This window comes from Pantoea sp. Cr_R13, assembly GCF_029222565.1.
Lineage (GTDB): Bacteria > Pseudomonadota > Gammaproteobacteria > Enterobacterales > Enterobacteriaceae > Pantoea > Pantoea eucalypti.
In genome coordinates, this window is the sequence record NZ_JARHXL010000013.1 from 190746 (window position 1) to 211086 (window position 20341).

Here is a 20341-nt window from a genome sequence, read left to right on the forward strand (position 1 = left end):
TTAAATCTGTACATTGAAATTGATTTTTAACATGGTTACGCTAAAAATTAATCAGTCACAACCTTTACATTGTGTGAAAGTCTGTACAGCTAAAAACACTGTAAAACTAATAATAATACCGCTGCGTGCCTATTCTATGTGGGTCAGTGACGCGGCTTAGTTTCGCCATTTTTACCTGCACCAGGTTAAGACACCTTCTTCATCTCAGAAGGTGAAATGATGCGTGAAGACGTTAAGCATAAAATAAATTTATGTTTAAGGATTCAGTATATTAGCTAATCTGGTGTAACAGAGGTTATAAATGGCAGAACTCACACAGAGCCGTGTAGATATCATCTCGCGCGAAAACGGTACACTCCTCTCACAGACCACTGGCGGTTCATCACAGTCCATTAACCTCACCGAACCCAGCGTTGTACGCATCAGCGGCACGCGAGACATGGTGACGCAGTTTGAGCGGCAGGGTAACGATCTGGTGCTGAAAATGCGTGACGGCAGCACAGTACGCTACCAAAAATTCTTTCTTGATGACGCCGATGGTCAGCACAGCGAACTGGTGTTCGATGATGGCGTCAATCCACCGGAACATGCACTTTTCCCGCAGACCGCAGAAGGGGCTGAACTCGCTTCCCGTTCGATCACGCCGACATATGAATCACTCGACAGCGTAGAGCCACTACTGCTGGCGGATAACGCTAACTCGTCAATGGGCGTCATCACCGCAGGCGGTCTGGGTGTGCTCGGTTTAGCCGGGCTGGCAGTAGGCATCGGTGGTGGCGGTGGCGGAGGGGGTGGAGGTAACGGCGGCGGCAACGCCGGTGGCACCGATCCGGGAACACCGGTTACACCCGGGACACCTGCCATTACCCTGAATGCCTTCGCTGGCGACAATGTGCTGGATAATGCGGAAAAAACGACCGATCAGGTGCTGAGCGGCACGACCAGCAATGTCGAAGCCGGTCAGATTGTCACGGTTACGCTGGGCGGACAGACCTACAACACCACAGTCGGCGCGGATGGCAGCTGGAGCGTTACGATCCCCGCTGCCGCGCTGGCGGGACTTCCCGCAGGCACCACCACCATCGACGTCAGCGTCAGTAACGCGGTGGGCACAGGCGCTACGGGCAGCCTGCCGGTTACCGTCGCTGCCGCCGATCCCGGTACACCCGCGACACCGGTTATCAGTCTGAATCCCTTTGCCGGCGACAACCTGCTGGATAACAGCGAAAAAACGACGCCACAAACGCTGTCCGGCAGCACCAGTAACGTTGAAGCCGGGCAGGTGGTCACCGTGACACTGGGCGGCCAGAGCTACAGCAGTAGCGTAGCCGCGGACGGAAGCTGGAGTATTACTGTGCCTGTGGATGCGCTGAGCGCGCTGGCCACCGGCAACGCCACCCTCACAGCAACCGTCACTAACCAGGCAGGTACTGCCGCCAGCGGCAGCCTGACCTTCAACGTCGAGCCTCCCCTGACCGAGCCGGGCACGCCGGTTATCACCATCAATCAGTTTGCCGGTGATGATGTCCTCAGCAACAGCGAGAAAGCCACCGATCAGCTGCTGAGCGGCTCCACCAGCAATGTGGAAGCGGGTCAGGTTGTCACCATCACGCTGGGCAATCAGACCTTCAGCGCAGTCGTGGATGCGCAGGGCAACTGGAGCGTCACGCTCTCACCTGCAGCGCTGAATGCGCTCAATGCCGGTTCACTTGCGATTTCCGCGGTCGTCACTAATCAGGCTGGCATTGAAGCCAGTGAAAACCGCGCGATCAGCGTCGATACGCCTGTCGTTACGGGTCCGCCTGCGGTCACGGTGGATGAATTTACCGGTGACAACCAGCTGAGCAACGCAGAGAAAACCACCGATCAGACGGTGACCGGCAGTACCAGCAATATCGAACCGGGTCAGGTTGTGACGGTCACGCTGGGCGGTCAGACGTACAGCGGCAGCGTAGATGCGCAGGGCAACTGGATCATCACGCTACCCTCAGCGGCCCTGAGCGCACTGGCGGCAGGTGAAACGACATTGACAGTTTCGGTCAGCAATGCGGCCGGTAACACCGTGACCAGCAGCCTGCCCATCAGCGTGGAAGCGCCGGTGACGCAACCGGGCGAACCGACCGTTACCATCAATGAATTTGCCGGGGATGACATCCTCAGCAACGACGAAAAAGGGACCGCCCAGACGCTTTCTGGCACCACCACCAACGTCGAAGCGGGCCAGACGGTCACGATCACCTTTGGTGGCCAGACTTACGCTGGCATCGTGGATGGCAGTGGGAACTGGAGCGTGACTGTTCCGGCTGGTGCGCTGGGCAACCTGCCTGCGGGATCCAATGTCATCAGCGCCACCGTCAGCAACGTCGATGGTGTGAGCGCAGGTGAAACCCGCGATATCTCGGTTGAGGCACCGGTGACGGAGCCGGGCGTGCCGGCGCTGACTCTGAATGAATTTGCCGGCGATAACGACCTGAGCAACGCCGAGAAAGCGTCCGATCAGCCTGTCAGCGGCACGGTCACCAACGTTGAAGCCGGACAGATCGTCACCGTGACCCTCGGTGGTCAGACCTACAGCACCAGCGTGCAGGGTGACGGCAGCTGGAGCGTCACCGTGCCATCCGCCGCGCTGAACGCACTGGCAGCAGGCACCACCACACTGACCGCATCGGTCAGCAATGCGGCGGGCGACACCGCGACAACCTCGGAGTCGATCACCGTCGAAGCCCCGGCGACGCAGCCGGGTGAAGCCACCGTAACCATCAACGCCTTTGCCGGTGACGATATCCTCAGCAACAGCGAGAAAGCCACCGATCAGCTGCTGAGCGGCACCACCACCAATATCGCTGAGGGCCAGCAGGTCACTGTTACCCTGAATGGTGAGACCTTTACCGCCACGGTTGGCGCGGATGGCAACTGGAGCGTCTCGATCCCAGCCAGTTCGCTGGCAGCGCTGGCCGCCGGTAGCGCGACCCTGAACGCTACAGTCACCGATACGCTCGGCGCAGCCGTCAGTGAAACCCGTGACTTCCTGGTGGCGTCAGCAGGCACTTCACCGAATGCCCCAACGTTAACCGTCAATGCCTTCGCTGAAGACAACATCCTGAGCAACGATGAGAAGCTGGAGGCTCAGGCGGTCTCAGGCAGCACCACCAACATCGAAGCGGGCCAGATTGTCATCGTAACCCTGGGCGGAGAGCGCTACAGCGGCACGGTCAATCCTGACGGCAGCTGGAATATCGCGATTCCGGCCGATGCACTCGGTGCGCTGGCCGCAGGATCTGCCTCGCTTGTGGTGACGGTCAGCAACGCAGCGGGCACCAGCGTTAGCGACACGCTGCCGATCACCGTCGAGCCACCGGTGACTGAGCCGGGCCAGCCCACCCTCATCATCAATCAGTTCGCCGGTGATGATGTTCTGAGCAACGATGAGAAAACCAGCGACCAGCTGCTGAGCGGCAGCAGTACCAATGTCGAGCCGGGTCAGATCGTCACAGTCACGCTGGGCGGCCAGACTTACAGCGCCACGGTCGGTGCGGATGGCAGCTGGAGCCTGAATGTCCCAGCCAGCGCACTGGCAGCACTGGCGGCGGGCAGTGCAACTATCACGGCCACGGTTTCCAGTCAGGCGGGCTTAATCGTCAGCGAAGATCGGGCGATTGTGGTGGATACCCCAGCGGAACCCGGCGCACCGACAGTGGCGATTGACCTGTTTGCCGGTGACGATCTGGTGGATAACAGCGAAAAAGCCCTGGATCAGACGCTCTCCGGCACCACCAGCAACGTGGAGGCGGGCCAGACGGTCACCATCACCCTGGGTGGTCAGAATTACAGCGCCACGGTCAATCCTGATGGCAGCTGGAGTACACAGATCCCGTCTGCGGCGCTCAGCGCACTGGCAGCGGGCAGTACCGCCATCGCGGTTAGCGTCACGACGGTAGCCGGTGCTGTGGCTAATGACACCCGTGACATTAACGTCGCGCCAGCAGCAGGCGAACCTGGCATCGTCTCAATCAATGAACCGGTCAGCGCGGATGGCTTCCTTAATTTGCAGGAGCTGAGCAGCGATCTGATCATCAGCGGTTCGGCGGTGGGTGTTAATCCAGGCCAGACGGTGCAGCTTAATTTTAACGGCGGTAATTACAGCGCGGTGGTGGGCAGCAATGGCTTCTGGAGCGTCACCGTTCCGGCAAGTGCACTCACCGATATCACCGACGGTGTGAAACAGATTTCAGTGACTACCGTCGATGCCAGCAATACGCTGCTGACCGCCTCAGCTCCGCTGAATGTGGTCGCCTCTACGCTGCCGCAAATCACGCTGAACGAGAGTGCGATCACCGATGGTATTCTCAACCGGACGGATGCGGGTAGCGATCTGCTGATCGGCGGCAGCACCGGCAAGGCCGTCGCGGGCCAGCAGGTTGAAGTGGAACTTAACGGCAAAACGTACAGCACCACTGTCAATGCCGACGGCAGCTGGAGCCTGTCAGTGCCTGCCAGCGATCTCGCTTTACTGGCGCAGGGCGCTAACAGCCTGATCATTACCGCCATTGACGAGGCGGGCAACCGCGCGGACCAGACGGTGAATTTCAGCGTCGACACGCTGCCACCGACGCTGATTGTGGGTGAGGTCGCAGGTGGCGATGGTATTCTCAACAGCAGTGAAGTGACGGCGGGTGTGCCGGTCAGTGGTTCAGGTGCACTGCCGGGCGAGCGGATTTCTGTTTCGCTGAACAACCAGAGTTACAGCGCCACAGTCGATGAGCAGGGCAACTGGACGGTTAATCTGCCGCCAGCAGCATTGCAGGCATTGTCTGATGGCAGCAGCTATACGCTGACCGTCACGCTGACCGACGCCAGCGGGAACATCGCCACCCAGACGCAACCGCTGTTAGTCAACACACAACTTCCGGTTGCGGCCGTGACCGCACCGGGCGGTGATGGGGTTCTGACCAACAACGAACTGACACAGCCGCTGCTGATCAGCGGCACCGGCACCACAGGCGACACCGTAACGGTGGCGTTAAACGGCAAGACCTATAACGCCGTTGTTGATGAAAACGGAACCTGGAGTGCTTCCGTTCCGGTTGCCGATCTGGGCTCGCTGACCAATCAGACTTACCCGGTAACGGTTACCGTGACCGATCCGGCCGGTAACAGCAGCTCGCAGGATACGTCTTTACGGGTTGCTATAGCGTTACCCGCTCTGACGCTGAACGATCTGAGCGATGATGGCGCGATCAACAACAGCGATGCGCAGCAGCCGTTGATCGTCAGCGGCACTGGCGACGAAGGCGACATCATTCGCGTCACGCTGAATGGCGTGCCTTACAGCGCCGTGGTGGCGCAGGGTGGCAACTGGAGCGTCAATATTCCTGCCTCTGATCTGGCGAATGTGCCGAATGGCACCCAGACCGTAACGGTGGTGGCGACGGACGCCGATGGCAACACCACACAAACCGGCAGTCCCTTGATTTTCGCCACCACGCCGCCGCTGCTGGAAGTCTCCACGCCGGGCAGCGATGGTTATATCAATATCGCTGAGCACACCCAGGATCTCACTCTCGACGGGCGCGGCGGTGCGCAGGGCGATACGGTCACGGTAACGTTCAATAATGAAACCTACACCGCCACTGTGGATACCAACGGTGCGTGGAGCGTGACGGTTCCCGCCGCGATTGTCAGCCAGCTGGGCGATGAGATCTATCCGATCAACGTTGCCATCAGCGATGCGTATGGCAACACCACCACGCAGTTGACCAGCGTAACCGTGCTGGCGGCTACGTCACCCGTACTGACCATTGATCCCGTGACCAGCGACAACCAGGTCGATAGCGCGGAACAGCTCACCGACATTCTTGTCACCGGCAATGTCACCGGCGTACCGGCCGGCTCGCCGGTACTATTGACCATTAACGGGCAGTCTTACGACGGTGAAGTACTGGCGAACGGTAGCTGGAGTGTGACGCTGCCCGCCGGATCGCTGGGCGGTTTAGGTGAGAAAACCTTTACCGTAGCGATTACTGATCAGGCCGGTAATCCGGCGCTGCCTGCTGAAGGGCAATTCAGCGTGGTTATCTTACCCGAACCGTCGCTGTCGGTGACCCCGATCAGTGGTGACAATGCGCTGAATGGGCTGGAAGCACAGAGCGATCTCACTGTAAGCGGCGGTTCGGCAAACCTGCCGGCTAACAGTCCGATCAGCGTGACGCTGGAACCCAACGGCACGGTTTACACCACCACAACCGATATAAACGGCAGCTGGACCCTGACGGTGCCCTCTGCCGACCTGGCAAATCTGCCGCAGGGCAACACCACGGTTACCGTCTCTTCGGGTGATGTGCAGATCAATCAGCCGCTGCTGGTGGCGACTACGTCGCTGGCAGACCCGGAAATCAACACGCCTTTCACTGACGGCATTCTCAACACTGATGAAGCCAGCGTGGCGCAGACGCTGACCGGCTCAGTGCAGCCAGGTCAGGCCGTCAGCGTGACCCTGGGCGGTATAAGCTATCCGGCAACGGTCGCAGCAAATGGTGAATGGAGCGTCACGCTGCCGCCAGATGCGCTACAGGCACTGCCGCAGGGCAGTAATCCGGTTACCGTGACGGTGAGCGATGTGGCAGGTAACAGCACCAGCATCAGTGAACCGCTGATTGTTGATACCGGCTTACCCGCGCTGACCGTTAATCCGATTGCCATCGATGGCATTATCAATGCGACTGAAACGACCACGGATTTGACCCTGAGCGGCACCGTTGCGCCCGGCGGCAGCGTCAGCCTCGTGCTGAATAACCAGACCTATGAGGCAGTAGTTGCCGCCGATGGCAGCTGGACGGCTACCGTGCCTGCTGCCAGTCTGCAACTGCTGCCAGAGGGTCGTTACGATCTTAACGTGACAGTCACGACCCTGAGCGGCAACGTCGCCACCACGCCATTCCCGGTTACCGTGGATACCACGCCACCCGATTTCAGCTTTGTTACGCCTGCTGGCGATGGCGTGTTGAACATTTCTGAACAGGCCAATGGCTTCAGTTTCAGCGGTGCAGGCACTGAAGGCGACAGCGTGAGTGTCACGCTGAATGGCGTCACCTACACAGGCACCGTTGAGGCGGGCGGAAACTGGACGCTGGCAGTGCCGCCAGCGGCACTGGCCGGTCTGACTAACGGCATCAGCTATCCCGTGGTGATCACCGTCACCGACGAGGCAGGTAACAGCAACAGCCAGAACAGTGCGCTGACGGTTGCCACAACGCCGCCTCCGCTGGTGGTCGCACCGATCAGCGGTGACAATGCGCTGAACACAGGCGAACTGGCGGAGCCGCTGGTTGTCAGTGGCAGCGGTCAGAATGGCGATGTTGTCACGGTCCAGCTTAATGACCAGATTTACAGCACCACGGTCGGCGTAAATGGACAGTGGACGCTGCAGATCGCCTCTGAAGTGCTAGCGGCACTGCCGTCAGGCAGTAATCTGGTAACGGTCACGGAAACCAGTGCGAACGGCAATCAGAGCAGCCAGGTGGTTGATCTGAATGTGGCTACCTCGCCGGATATACAGCCTGCGCTGACCATAGATAGCAGCACCTTTGCCGGTGATGGCATCGTGACGGCGGCAGAGCAGCTACAGCCGATTACGGTGCGCGGCAGCAGCAGCAATGTTGAAGCGGGCCAGCAGGTGATCATCTCTCTGAATGGCACCGAATACAGCGGCGTGGTCGCCGCCAGTGGCAACTGGAGTATCATTCTGCCTGCAGGTGCACTGGCTGAATTGGGGGAGGGTAATCAGACACTGAACGTCAGTGTGATTAACGTCGTGGGTAATACGGCCAGCAGCCCGCTTAACTTCAGCGTGGACAACACCCTGCCGTCGATTGCGCTGGCACCGATTAGCGACGACAACTACCTCAATGCACAGGAAGTGAATGGTGCCATCGTCGTTAGCGGCAGCACCAGTGGTCTGCCGGACGGCAGTATTGTCACTGTCGTGGCTAATGGGACGCCGGTCAGTGCCACCGTGGCGGCAGAGGGAAGCTGGAGCCTCACCTTACCGGCTGGCACCTTTACCGGCACTGCGGATGGCCCGCAAATCATCACGGTCACCGCCAGCGACGCTAACGGAATAGAGCTTGCGACCAGTGACGCCACGCTGACGATTGTCGCCAGCGCATTGCCAGTGGCCACTCCCGGTGTGGCATTCAATGATGGCATTCTCAACGGTGAGGAAGCCTCGGCAGGTGGCGTGATCACCGGCAGCACCGGCGTAACCGGTGACGGCCAGACTGTCGTTGTGACGCTGGGCGGCAGCAACTACAGCGGCACGGTGGATGCCACGGGCAACTGGCAGGTCGCGGTTCCGGCCAATATTCTGGCTGCGCTGCCACAGGGCAATGCACCTTACACCGTGGTTATCAGTGATGTAGCAGGCAACATCAGCCAGGCGAATGGCAACATTGTGGTGGATACCCTGCCTCCGGTGCTGAACTTCATCACGCCATCCGATGGCATTATCAACGCTGCCGAGAGCCAGCAGCCGCTCACGCTGACCGGCAGCAGCGAAGCAAACGCGCTGATTGTGGCCAGCTTCAACGGCACCACGCTGAGCACCACCGCTGACGTTAATGGCAGCTGGTCGCTGGCATTGCCTGCCACGGTTTACGCCGGGCTGGGCAACGGCAGCTATCCACTGACCGTGACCGCCAGCGATGCGGCAGGCAATGCCACCACCACCAGCCGTGACCTGGCGCTGAAAGTGGAACCCGGCACACTGCCAACCCTGACGCTGGATGCGTTTGCCGGTAACAACGTGGTTGATGGCGCAGAACGCCTCACCGATCAGCGTCTCTCGGGCACCACCACCAATGTTGAAGCGGGCCAGCTGGTCACTGTGAACATTGAGGGGACGGTTTACAGCGCCACCGTGCAGGCGAGCGGAGCATGGAGCCTGACCGTGCCAGCCGGTGCGCTGGCGGCCATTAATGACGGTAGCGCCAGTTTCACTGTGGCGGTCAGCGATGTGGCAGGCAACACCACTAGCCGTGATCTCAACTTTGACGTGAACAGCAACGCCTCTGGCCTGGCGATGGACGCCATCAGCCAGGACAACTACCTGAATGCACAGGAGCTGGGTCAGTCGCTGATCGTTACCGGCACCTCGGTGAATGTGCCTGAGGGCAGTACGGTGACGCTGCTGTTTAACAATATCAGCTATACCGCGCAGGTCTCGGCCACGGGCCGCTGGAGTGCGATCGTTCCGGCTGAGGCACTCACGGCGCTCGCCGATGGACCTTACACCGTGACCGTCACCGCGACAGACAGCGGCGGGTCGACCCTGAGCAGTGAGGCGACGCTTAACGTACTGGCGACCACTCTGCCAGCACCACAGATCCTCTCTGCCTTTGGCGATGGACTGCTCAACAGCAGCGAGATCGCCACAGCACAAACCCTGAGCGGCACCACAGGTGTAACAGGTGACGGACAGCGCGTCAGCGTGCAGCTGAATGGCGTCACGTATAACGGCACGGTCGACAGCAACGGCAACTGGCAGATCAACGTGCCTGCTACGGCGCTGGCTGACCTGCCGGAAAATGTCATTAGCTATACCGTCACGGTGCAGGATGCGGCGGGTAACACCGGCAGCACACCGGGCAGCGTAACAGTGGATCTGACGCCACCGACGCTGACCCTGAACGCCGTTGCGGGCGATAACAGCGTTAATATCGCCGAAAGCCTCGCTCCGATTGTCCTCAGCGGCAGCAGCAATGCTGAAGCCGGGCAGCAGGTCACGATTACCCTGAACAATCAGCTCTGGACGACTACCGTTACCCAGGAGAGCGACTGGAGCCTGACACTGCCTGCAGGTTCGCTGGCGGGTATTCAGGCCGGCGCCTACATCCTGACTGTCACAGTCAGTGATGCGGCGGGTAACCCGGTCACGGAAACGCGTGAAATCACCGTGGCAACCGGGGCATTGTCGGTCAGCATCAACACCCCGTTTGGTGATGGCTATCTGAACCTGGCTGAACAGGGTGTCGGTCAGATACTGACCGGCAGCACCGGTGTGCCGGGCGACGGCCAGACCGTCACTGTGACGCTAGGCGGGAATGATTACCCGGCCACGGTGGATGCGCAGGGCAACTGGACGCTGAATTTAACACCTGCGCAGGTGCAGACGCTGGACGAGGGGATCAATACCCTGGTGGTCAATGCCAGCGATGCGGCCGGTAACAGCGGTCTGCTGACCAGCGCCGTCACAGTTGATCTCACACCGCCGGTGCTAAGCGTCAACCCCATCGGCGGCGATAACATCATCAATTCCCTGGAGGTACTGGAAGCGGTCGCCATCAGTGGGTCGGCAACGGTGGCGGATGCCGGGCAGACAGTGACGGTCAGTTTCCAGAATGTCGATTACACCACCCTGGTGCTCTCTGACGGCACCTGGCAGGTGACGCTCCCTGCCAGCGTTATGCAGGGGCTGGCGGACGACACCTACCCGGTTACGGTCTCAATGACCGATGCAGCGGGCAACCCGGCGGTTGCGGTTCAGACCACACTGACGCGTGATGCTGACAGCCTGAACCTGCCAACACTGACCATCGGAACGCTCAGTGGCGATAACTTCCTTAACCAGGCCGAGTCGCAGCAGGATCTGAGCATCGGCGGCACCAGCACCAATCTGGCTGAAGGCCAGCTGGTGACGGTGACGCTGAACGGCCTGCAGTACAGCGGCACGGTGACCGCGAATGGCAGCTGGGCGGTCACTGTTCCGGCCGCCGCCCTGGGTAATCTTCCGGATGGCGATCAGCTGGTGCAAGTGGTGGCAACCGATTCCTCTGGTAACCCGGCCAGTGCCAGTGGCAGTCTGGTTGTGCTGGCCAGCGCCCAGGTTCAGCCGACGCTAACCATGAATGTGGTCGCCGGCGATGATGTGATCAATGCCACCGAGTCCACTGCAGAGGTTGCGGTCAGCGGCAGCAGCACGCTGCTGGCAGCGGGTACTGTCGTAACGGTGTCACTGAGCGGCACGGATTACACGACGACGACCCTGCTTGATGCAAACGGCAACTGGACGGTGAATGTGCCGTCCACGGCCTTTGCCGATGTGGTGCCAGGCAGCAGCCAGACCTTTACCGTCAGCGCAACGGATGTCGCGGGTAATCCGGCGACCGCCACGAAGGAGGTTGATTTTATTACCACACGCCCTGTGCTGACGGATATCACGGTCAGTGCGGGCGACACCCTTAACCTGTCGGAGTCGCTGCAGGATCTCACTATCAGCGGCACCACCACGGGCGCAATACCCGTGACGGTAACGCTGAATAATGTCAGCTACACCGCCACGGCAGATGCCGACGGAAACTGGACAATTACTGTTCCGACGGCCGACGTGCAACAACTGGCGGATGGCCCCAACGCGATCACCGTTTCTGTCACTGACGCGGCGGGCAATATCACCACGGACACCACCACCTTACTGGATGTGGCGTTTAACACCCTGCCAGCGCTGACCCTGAACACACCGTTTGGCGATTCGCTGCTCAGTCTGGCAGAAACCGAAGGCCCGATAACGCTGAGTGGTGACAGTACCAACCTGCCGGAAGGCAGCGTAGTGAACATCGCTGTCGGCGGGCTGACGTTCAGCACCACCACGGATGCCAGCGGCAGCTGGACGCTGAACCTGGCATCGGGTGCGCTCACAGGCCTTGACGATGGACTAACACAGGTGATGGTCACGGCTGTTGATGCTGCCGGAAATCCGGCGCAGGCTACTGCAGGCGTTGAGATCCTGCAAACCCCTCCGGTTTCCGCCGACTTTGCTGTTACGCAGTTCGGCGACAACGTCATTAACATCAGTGAAGCCGCCTCGGTTCAGCAGGTTACCGGCACCTCCACCGTCGTGGCGGGTCAGACGCTGAGCGTCACGGTAGGTGATGACGCTATCCCGTTATCCGTCACGGTCGATGCCAGTGGCAACTGGACGGCCAGCCTGACGCCAGAGGTGATCGCCAGCCTGGGGAGCGGGGAACATACCCTGACCCTCATAACCACGGATCGGGCAGGAAACACGACCGAAGCGACCAAAACATTTATCTCTGCGATTACACCGATTGCTGACCCCTCGCTGGATACACCCTTTATTGATGGGCGCATTAACGCCGCAGAGGCGACCGCAGGGGGATCGCTTACCGGTGCGGTGAATGTTGATAACGCGGCGGGGGTCACCGTCACGCTCAATGGGACTGTTTATTCCGCAACGCTCAGTCAGGATGGTTCCCGCTGGTCACTGGACCTGCCACCTGCTGTATTGCAGTCACTGCCGGATGGCAACTGGCCGGTGACGGTGACCGTCACCGATGTGAACGGTAACACCGGAAGCTTCGGCGGTACGGTGCTGGTGGTGATTAACTCGCTGCCGGATGTCACTCTGAATCTGCCGTTTGGTGACGGTGCGCTGAACGCCGCTGAGGCGGGAACGGAACAGATCCTGACGGGGACCACCGGCATTAGCGGTGCCGGTCAGACTGTATCGGTACTGATCTCTGGCTTTAATAATGATCAGCCGCTGGCTGCAACGGTGCAGACCGACGGCAGCTGGTCTCTGGCCCTGTCGCCAGCGCAGCTGGCCACTTTCACCAGCGGCACCCACACCATTACCGTGACCGCAACCGACATTGCGGGTAACAGCGATAACACGGCGCTGAATGTGGTCACCGAAGTGGCCGTGCCGGTACCCGGCTTTAACCCTGGTGCGTTTGGCGGAGATAATCTGCTGAACATCAGTGAAGCGGCGGCAGGTGTGACCCTGACCGGCACCACCGGCAGTGTGGGGGCGAATCAGGCGGTCAGCATCACCGTCGATGTTAACGGCAGTCGCTATTCTGGCCTGGTGGATGGCAACGGTAACTGGAGCGTAAACATTCCGCCGAATGCCCTGAGTTCACTGGGTAGCGGGCCGCAGACGCTGACGGTCAACGTAGTGGATGCAGCGGGCAATAGCGCGTCAGCGCAGCTGCCATTCACCGCTGATCTCACCGCACCACAGCCTGCAGTCAATCCGGAATTCCTGGGCAGCTATGTAAACAGTAGCGATGTTGCCGCGGGCATTACCCTGAGCGGCACCACCGGTGAGGTGGGCGCGAATCAGACGGTGCGGCTCACGCTTGGCGGCACGACCTATACCGCAACAGTGGATGCGGATGGCAACTGGACGGTGCCCCTGACTCAGGCGCAGCTTTCAGCACTGCCGGATGCCACCTATCCGGTCAGCGTGACAGCAACCGATGCAGCGGGCAACAGCACCACCATTACCAGTTCGCTGGTGCTCGACAAAACCCCGCCGGTGCTTAGCTTTACCGACTTCACTGGCGACAACGTTGTTAACTACGCCGAGAGCATTCAGCCGCAGATACTCAGCGGCACCACGACAGGCGCAGAAACCGGTGCCGTCGTCACGGTTTCGCTGAATACCACCATTCTTGGCACCGCAATTGTTGACGGTAACGGCAACTGGAGCGTGACGCTGACGCCAGAGCAGATGGCCACCTTTACGCCATCGACCACGCTGACGCTGGCAGTGACCGATCTGGCTGGCAACACCGCAACCGTGCCTGTCTCGCTGACGGTGGATCTGACGCCACCGCCAGGCCCGCTGGTGACGCTGGGTACGGTGTCGGGCGACAACATCATCAGCACCCAGGATGTCGCGGGTGGCGTGGTGTTAAGCGGTACTTCGGCTAACCTCGGCGCGAACGGGTCAGTGGAGGTGGTGATCAATGGTGTTCCCTACACCACCACGCTGGATGCGTCGGGCAACTGGTCGACCGGGGCCTTGCCCGTCACCGCCTTTGGCAATGCGGACGGCAGCGTCGGCATCACCGTGACGGCCACAGATGGCACGACACCGGTGACCACCAGCGGTAACGTGCTGATCGATCTGACCGCACCGACTCTGTCGATCAATACCTTTGCGGGTGATAACCAGGTTAATGGCAATGAAAGCACCCTAAGCCAGGCGATTATCGGCACCGCCGATGTCGCTGAGGCTGGCCGCACGGTCGTCGTGACCTTCAATGGCCAGACTTACAACGCGGTGGTGCAGAGTAACGGCACCTGGTCTGCTACCGTTCCTGCCAGCGCAATGCAGGCACTTACCGATGGCACCACGCCAATCACCGCGCAGCTGACGGATGCCGCCGGCAACGTGGGGACGGCTACCCAGACAGTGACGGTAGATACCGCCGCGCCACTGGTGCAGGTGGACGCATTCCTCGGCGACAACGTGGTCAACGCCGCAGACCTGGTGCTCGGTCAGGTGCTGACCGGTAACGCGCAGGGAGCCGAAGGCCAGACCATTGGCCTCTACCTGGGTGATGCCTCGCCGATCGCCACCGCGACGGTGGGGGCTGACGGACGCTGGAGCATCGATCTTGCGCCGAACGTCCTGTCGAACCTCAATGACGGCGCGCTGGTGTTTGGCGTGCGGGTGAATGACCTTGCAGGCAACCAGACCGACGCCACGCTAACGGTCAATAAAATCGCCAACAGTGCGCTTACGCTGGTGGTTGATTCGGTGTTCGGCGACGGCACGCTCAGTGCGCTGGATACCACCGTGGCGCAGACGATCTCCGGGACCGCACTCTCGGCGGGGGTCGGTGCCACAGTCTCCGTGGTGCTGGGCGGGACCACGCTCTCTGCCTCAGTGGGTCAGGATGGTAAATGGGCCATCGTGGTTCCACCAGCGGTGCTGGATCTGGTCACCGACGGCCAGCTGGCGTTTAACGTCACCCTGACGGATGCCGCAGGCAACACCCGCACCGTGGGTGAAACCGCTACGGCGATTGTCGATGCGGTGCCAGTCGTTGGCCCGCTCACCGGCTTGTTTGGCGGCGATAACCTGCTGAACATTGCAGAAGCCGCAGCCGGACAGCTGGTCGGTGGCGTCATCAGCAATGCAGCTGAAGGTTCACAGGTGACTGTGACCTTCGGCAGCAAGAGTTACAGCACGACGGTACAGGCGGGCGGAACCTGGAGCGTTAACCTGCCGGGCAGCGATCTCACCTCACTGCTGGATGGCAATCTGACGCTGGGCGTCAGCGTCCGGGATGCGGCGGGTAACGTCGCCACGAATAGCGCGTCGATCGGTGTCTTTACCCAGGCACCTTCGATCTCGCTGACCTCTCTGTTTGGCGATGGGGTACTGAATCTGGCCGATATCGCCACCGGACAGGTGATCAGCGGCGTGGTAAATAACGTTGCGCAGGGCAGTGTGGTCACACTCTCGGTGGGCAACAGCCAGCTCAGCGCGACCGTGGGTGCGGGCGGGGCTTTCAGCACCACGGTGACGCCGGATATTCTGGGCACGCTGGCACAGGGCAACGTGACGGTAGGGGCTTCGGTCACGGATGCAGCGGGCAATACCGCCAGCACCAGCGCCGGTGTCCGCGTCGATACGCTGCTGCCGACCATCACGGCGAATCCGCTGTTCGGTGATGGTCTGCTGAACGTGGCAGATGCGCTGTCGACGCAGATCATTAGTGGCGTCGTGGGCGGTGCGGAAACGGGATCGCGTGTGGTGGTGTCGGTGGGCGCACAGCAGTTTGTGACGGCAACGGATGCGAATGGCAACTTTACCGTCTCGCTGACGCCTGCGCTGCTGCAGGGGATTGCCGATGGTAACCTGACGGTCGGTTTCAGTGTCACCGACAGCGCCGGTAACACCACCAGCACCACTGCCGGGGCGCTGGTGGGCATTCACAATCTGCCGAAGGTCACGCTCAATCCGCTGTTTGGCGACGGCGTGCTTAACCTGGCGGAATCGCTGGTCACGCAGACTATCAGCGGCACGGTCTCCGGACTGGCGGCGGGCAGCAGCGTCAGGCTGGCGATTGGTAATACCAACGTCACCGCGCTGGTCAACGCCGACGGCACGTTCTCTACTGCCGTCTCGCCAGCGGTGCTCTCGACGCTGCTTAACGGTAACTTCACCGTCAGTGCGTCGGTCACCGACACGGTCGGCAACGTCAGCAGCACCAGCGCGGGCGTCTCACTGGGACTGGTTCAGCCAACCCTGACAGTGAATACGGTGTTTGGCGACGGTGTCCTGAGCGCCCTGGATCTGGCTTCCAGCCAGACCCTGAGCGGGACCTCCAGCCTGTCAGCGGGTTCTGTCGTCAGCGCCACACTGAATGGCCAGACCTATACCACCAAAGTAGTGAGTGGCGGCAACTGGAGCATCAGCGTGCCAAAAGCGGACCTTGCCTTGATCACTGACGGCATTAAAACCGTGATGGTCACTGGCACCGATGCCTACGGAAATGTGGTGAACAGCAGTGGAACGCTGAACGCCATCAGCCAGTCGACGCCAGTGGTCGCCATTACCTCACTGTTTGGTGACGGTGCGTTGAGCGCGGTGGATGTAAAAACCGCACAGACTATCTCAGGTACCGCCAGCAATGCTGAGGGATCGGTAGTGCGGGTGACGCTGGGTGGGCAGACATACAGCACTACCGTGAGCAGCAACGGCAACTGGAGTCTCTCTGTTCCGGCGGCTAACCTCGCCGCCATTGCAGATGGACTGCAGACTGTCACCGCCAGCGTCATCAACGGTGCAGGTACCAGTGGTTCCACTTCGGCGTCGCTGGGTGTGGTGAGTCACACCACGCCGACGGTCAGCGTGAACAGCTTCTTTGGTGGCGATGGCTACCTCAACATCTCAGAGGCCAATGCCCCTGAGACCATCAGAGGAACCAGCACTAACGCGGCGGGCGGCACGGTAACGGTGAACGTGGCGGGCAACATCCTCACCACCACCATCGGTGCGAATGGCGCATGGAGCATCAGCGTGCCATCAGCGACGCTGAAAGGGATTCCGGACGGCAGCCATCCGCTGACCGTGACGGTGGCGGATATTGGTGGCAACACCGCGACCAGTACCAGCAGCTTTACCGCGTTGTCGCATAATCAGCCGCTGGTGGGTGTTGATCCTGTACTCAGCATTGTGGGGGCTCTGCTCAGCGGTCTGGTGGTGCAGGGCGGCTCGCTGAATGCCGCGCAGGGCTCGAAAGTTAGCGTGACGTTGCTTCTGGCCAACGGCAACAACGGTCCGACGCTGAACACCACAACCGATGCGCTGGGACGTTATGCGGTTAACTTCTCACCGTCACTGCTGTCGGTGGGTGGCCTGCTGCTGTCGCTGAGTACGCTGGCAAAAGTTTCGATTACCGACGCAGCCGGTAACAGTTACACCACCACAAACACCCTGTTGCTGGGTGCGGTACTGCCGGTCACGCTGGCGGCATCCGAGTCGCTTGCGCTGTTCTCAATAGCGGATGATAGCGCCACGGTCGCCAGTGCCAGCACGGAAACGCAGCATAATACGAGCACCAGCAGCGACGATAACAGCGCCCATGTCGCAGTGACCTCGACGCTGATTACCGAAGCGGATACCGTAACGCCGGTCAGCAGTGAAACCGCCACAGCGAGTGACACCGCGGTGGCAGCGGCACCGGCAGAGGAGGCGGGCTATACCATCGGCGGCGTAGTGATTACGCTGGCTGACGGCACGACGGCAGAAGGGGCGTCGGTTACCGGCAGCAGCGGCGCGGATACCGTGACGGTCAGTGACCTTAACTTTACCCATATTGATGGCGGTGCAGGCACGGATACACTTGTGCTTAACGGTGAGTACCTCAGTCTGGACCTCACCGCGCTGGGCCTGAAAATTGAACACATTGAAGTGCTCGATTTGGGCAAAACCGGCACCAACTCCGTGAAACTCGATCTCAATGAGGCACTCAATATTACGGATAAACAGAGTGACGATTTGATGATCAAAGGCGCGGATGGCAGTCAGGTCACCCTGGCGAACAGCAACGGCGGTATCTGGGAAGTGACTGGCGAGCGCACGGTAGAGGGCAGAGTCTTTGAGATCTACCACAACTCGGCGCTGACCAGTGAGAACACCCTGGGTGATGTGCTGGTGCAGCAGAATCTGCAGGTTCATGTGGTGTAGCAACAATAACGTCGGTCAGGCTGATCGGAGAAGCGGGTGCGAAAGCACCCGCTTTTTTATTTAGTCACGTGATAATTTATTTTCCAGATAATCGCCAATATTCATTAGCAGAATGAAAGATTAGGGTAGGGGTAAGAAACGGCGTCACGCCGTGAATCATTATTCTGTCTCCCTTTGTCGCTTTATCAGCGTCCTCTTTCTCCATCCCTGTTACCTGCGGGTAATCAGTTCCGACCAGCGGAAACGGGCAGCATCAGCTGACCCACCACCTGTCGACAGCCTTCACGTCCGGTTTATCCGGGCGTTTTAGTCTGCGTTTCTGTTCTGAACTGAGGTTACCTATGTCAACACGTGATACGTTTCGTTCTGTCCGGCTTGAATCCATTTTCCAGACGGCAGTCAGCGACTTTGCCGTTACCGACAGCACGCTGCCAGCCATCGTGCCACTTCCCCTGCAAAGCCTGAGCCTTCCGGTGGCTACGCAAAGTCTGAACCTGCCGATTAGCACCTTCTCCACGGAATCGCTGCATAGCAGCCCGTTTAATGACAACACGCTGTCTACGGTAAAGAGTTCATCTCCCCCGGCACTACGGCCTTACGAACCCATTGCCATGGACGGGGTTATCGCCAGCTGGGAAGCGCATAAGCCAGTACATCTGCGGGGGCGTGCTGAAGGTGAAGCGGGTTCAACAGTGACACTGACTTTTAACGACCAGAGCTGGCACAGTACGGTCAATAAGTGGGGCTACTGGAACGCCTCTATGCCGGCTGAGGCGCTAAAAGGGGTGCCGGATGGCAATCACAGCCTGCAGCTGACCCTCACCAATAAAGCGGGCCACAGTACCACTACCGACGTCGATTTTGGTTTCTATGCTGATCGCACCATCAAACCGACACTGACCGTGGATACGGTCAGTGGTGACAACGCGGTGAGTATTGCCGAGAGCATTTATGGTGTTGAGATCAGTGGCAGCGCAACACACCTGCCGGTGGGGTCGGTGCTGAAACTAACGCTGGGCACGCAAACCACCACCGCGCACATGGAAAGTGACGGCAAGTGGTACGGTTCTTTTGCTGAAAGTGATTTAACCGCGCTGCCGGATGGCGTTTACAGCCTCAAAGTCACGGCGACCGATCCCAACGGAAAAACGGCAACTGACTCTCACGATTTGACGCTGATCACTCATCAGAGCAGCCTGCCACAGATAACCTTCGATAAGATTACTGCGGACGATGTGATTAACCTTGCGGAAAGCCAGCAGGATCTGCTGCTGAGCGGCATGCTGACCACCGTCATGCCGGGCCATCAGCTGGTTATCAGCGGCGCCAACGGAAAAGATTTTAACGCCACTCTGGGCCAGGAAGGACACTGGCAGGTGATCATCCCGGCAGCGGAGGTGAACGCCTTTATCAGCGCCGGGGAAATCCGTGCCTGGTCCATTGATGGGGCAAAAAACTACACCGACGTCACCCATGAACTGAATATCCATACGGATTTACAGCAGGTCTACACCGAAATGGATATCGGTGGTGACATGACCCTCAACTATCAGGAAGCGCAGCATGATTTGAGCTTCTATATTGAGGGCTGCAGAACAATGGAAATCAATGGGATAACCTACCAGCCTGACGCAAAAGGCATGGTCACGATGACCTCCAGCGAGCTTATGGCGCTGCCGGATGGTCCGGTCACCGCCACTTTCCATCGCCAGGATGACTATGGCAACAGCGACACCCAAAGCTGGGACACGCTATTTACCGTTGCCGTGCATCAGCGGCCAACCCTGACGCTGGACATCGCGTTTGGCGACAACAAAATCGATGCTGCCGATGTGAACAGCTGGCATCTGATTCAGGGCAGTTCCAGCAATCTGCAACCGGGGAGCCAGGTGGAATTAACGCTGGGCGATCAGCATTACAGCGCCAGTGTCAAAGCGGATGGTGGCTGGTCCCTGACCATTCTGGCCGGACAACTGGCACCGCTGGACGATGGGGAATATCAGATGACGGTCAGCGCCAAAGACAGCGCCGGTAATATCGCGACGGCCAGCCAGACGGTGCAGGTGGCATCGCATACCGAAACGGCGAGCCTGATAGAGGGGCAGACGCTGGATCACCTGCTGGAAACCCTTAGTCAGACTCAGCAGGCAGATACGGGGCATGTGGCACAGGCATCTGTTGCTGTCCTCCCTCAGGAGAGCCATCTCTTCTCAGATGTGCCCTATACCCTTGCCGATCACCTATTGCAGCATCCGGCAGCACAGCCGATAGTGTGACGCTAAATCATTAGTAAAAGTACTGCCTTCCGGACGGGTCTGTTAAGCCTGTCTGGAGTGG

Annotated in this window: 2 protein-coding genes; both read left to right on the top strand. The window is 59.7% G+C overall.

Annotation, left to right across the window (positions count from 1 at the left end):
• Positions 1-301: 301 nt before the first annotated feature.
• Positions 302-18004, top strand: coding sequence for an Ig-like domain-containing protein (locus P2R09_RS08725; protein WP_275768830.1), 17703 nt, complete (start codon positions 302-304; stop codon positions 18002-18004).
• Positions 18005-18345: 341 nt separating this feature from the next.
• On the top strand, positions 18346-20280 hold the full coding sequence (locus tag P2R09_RS08730; RefSeq protein WP_275768832.1) for an Ig-like domain-containing protein: 1935 nt from the start codon (positions 18346-18348) through the stop codon (positions 20278-20280).
• Positions 20281-20341 lie beyond the last annotated feature (61 nt).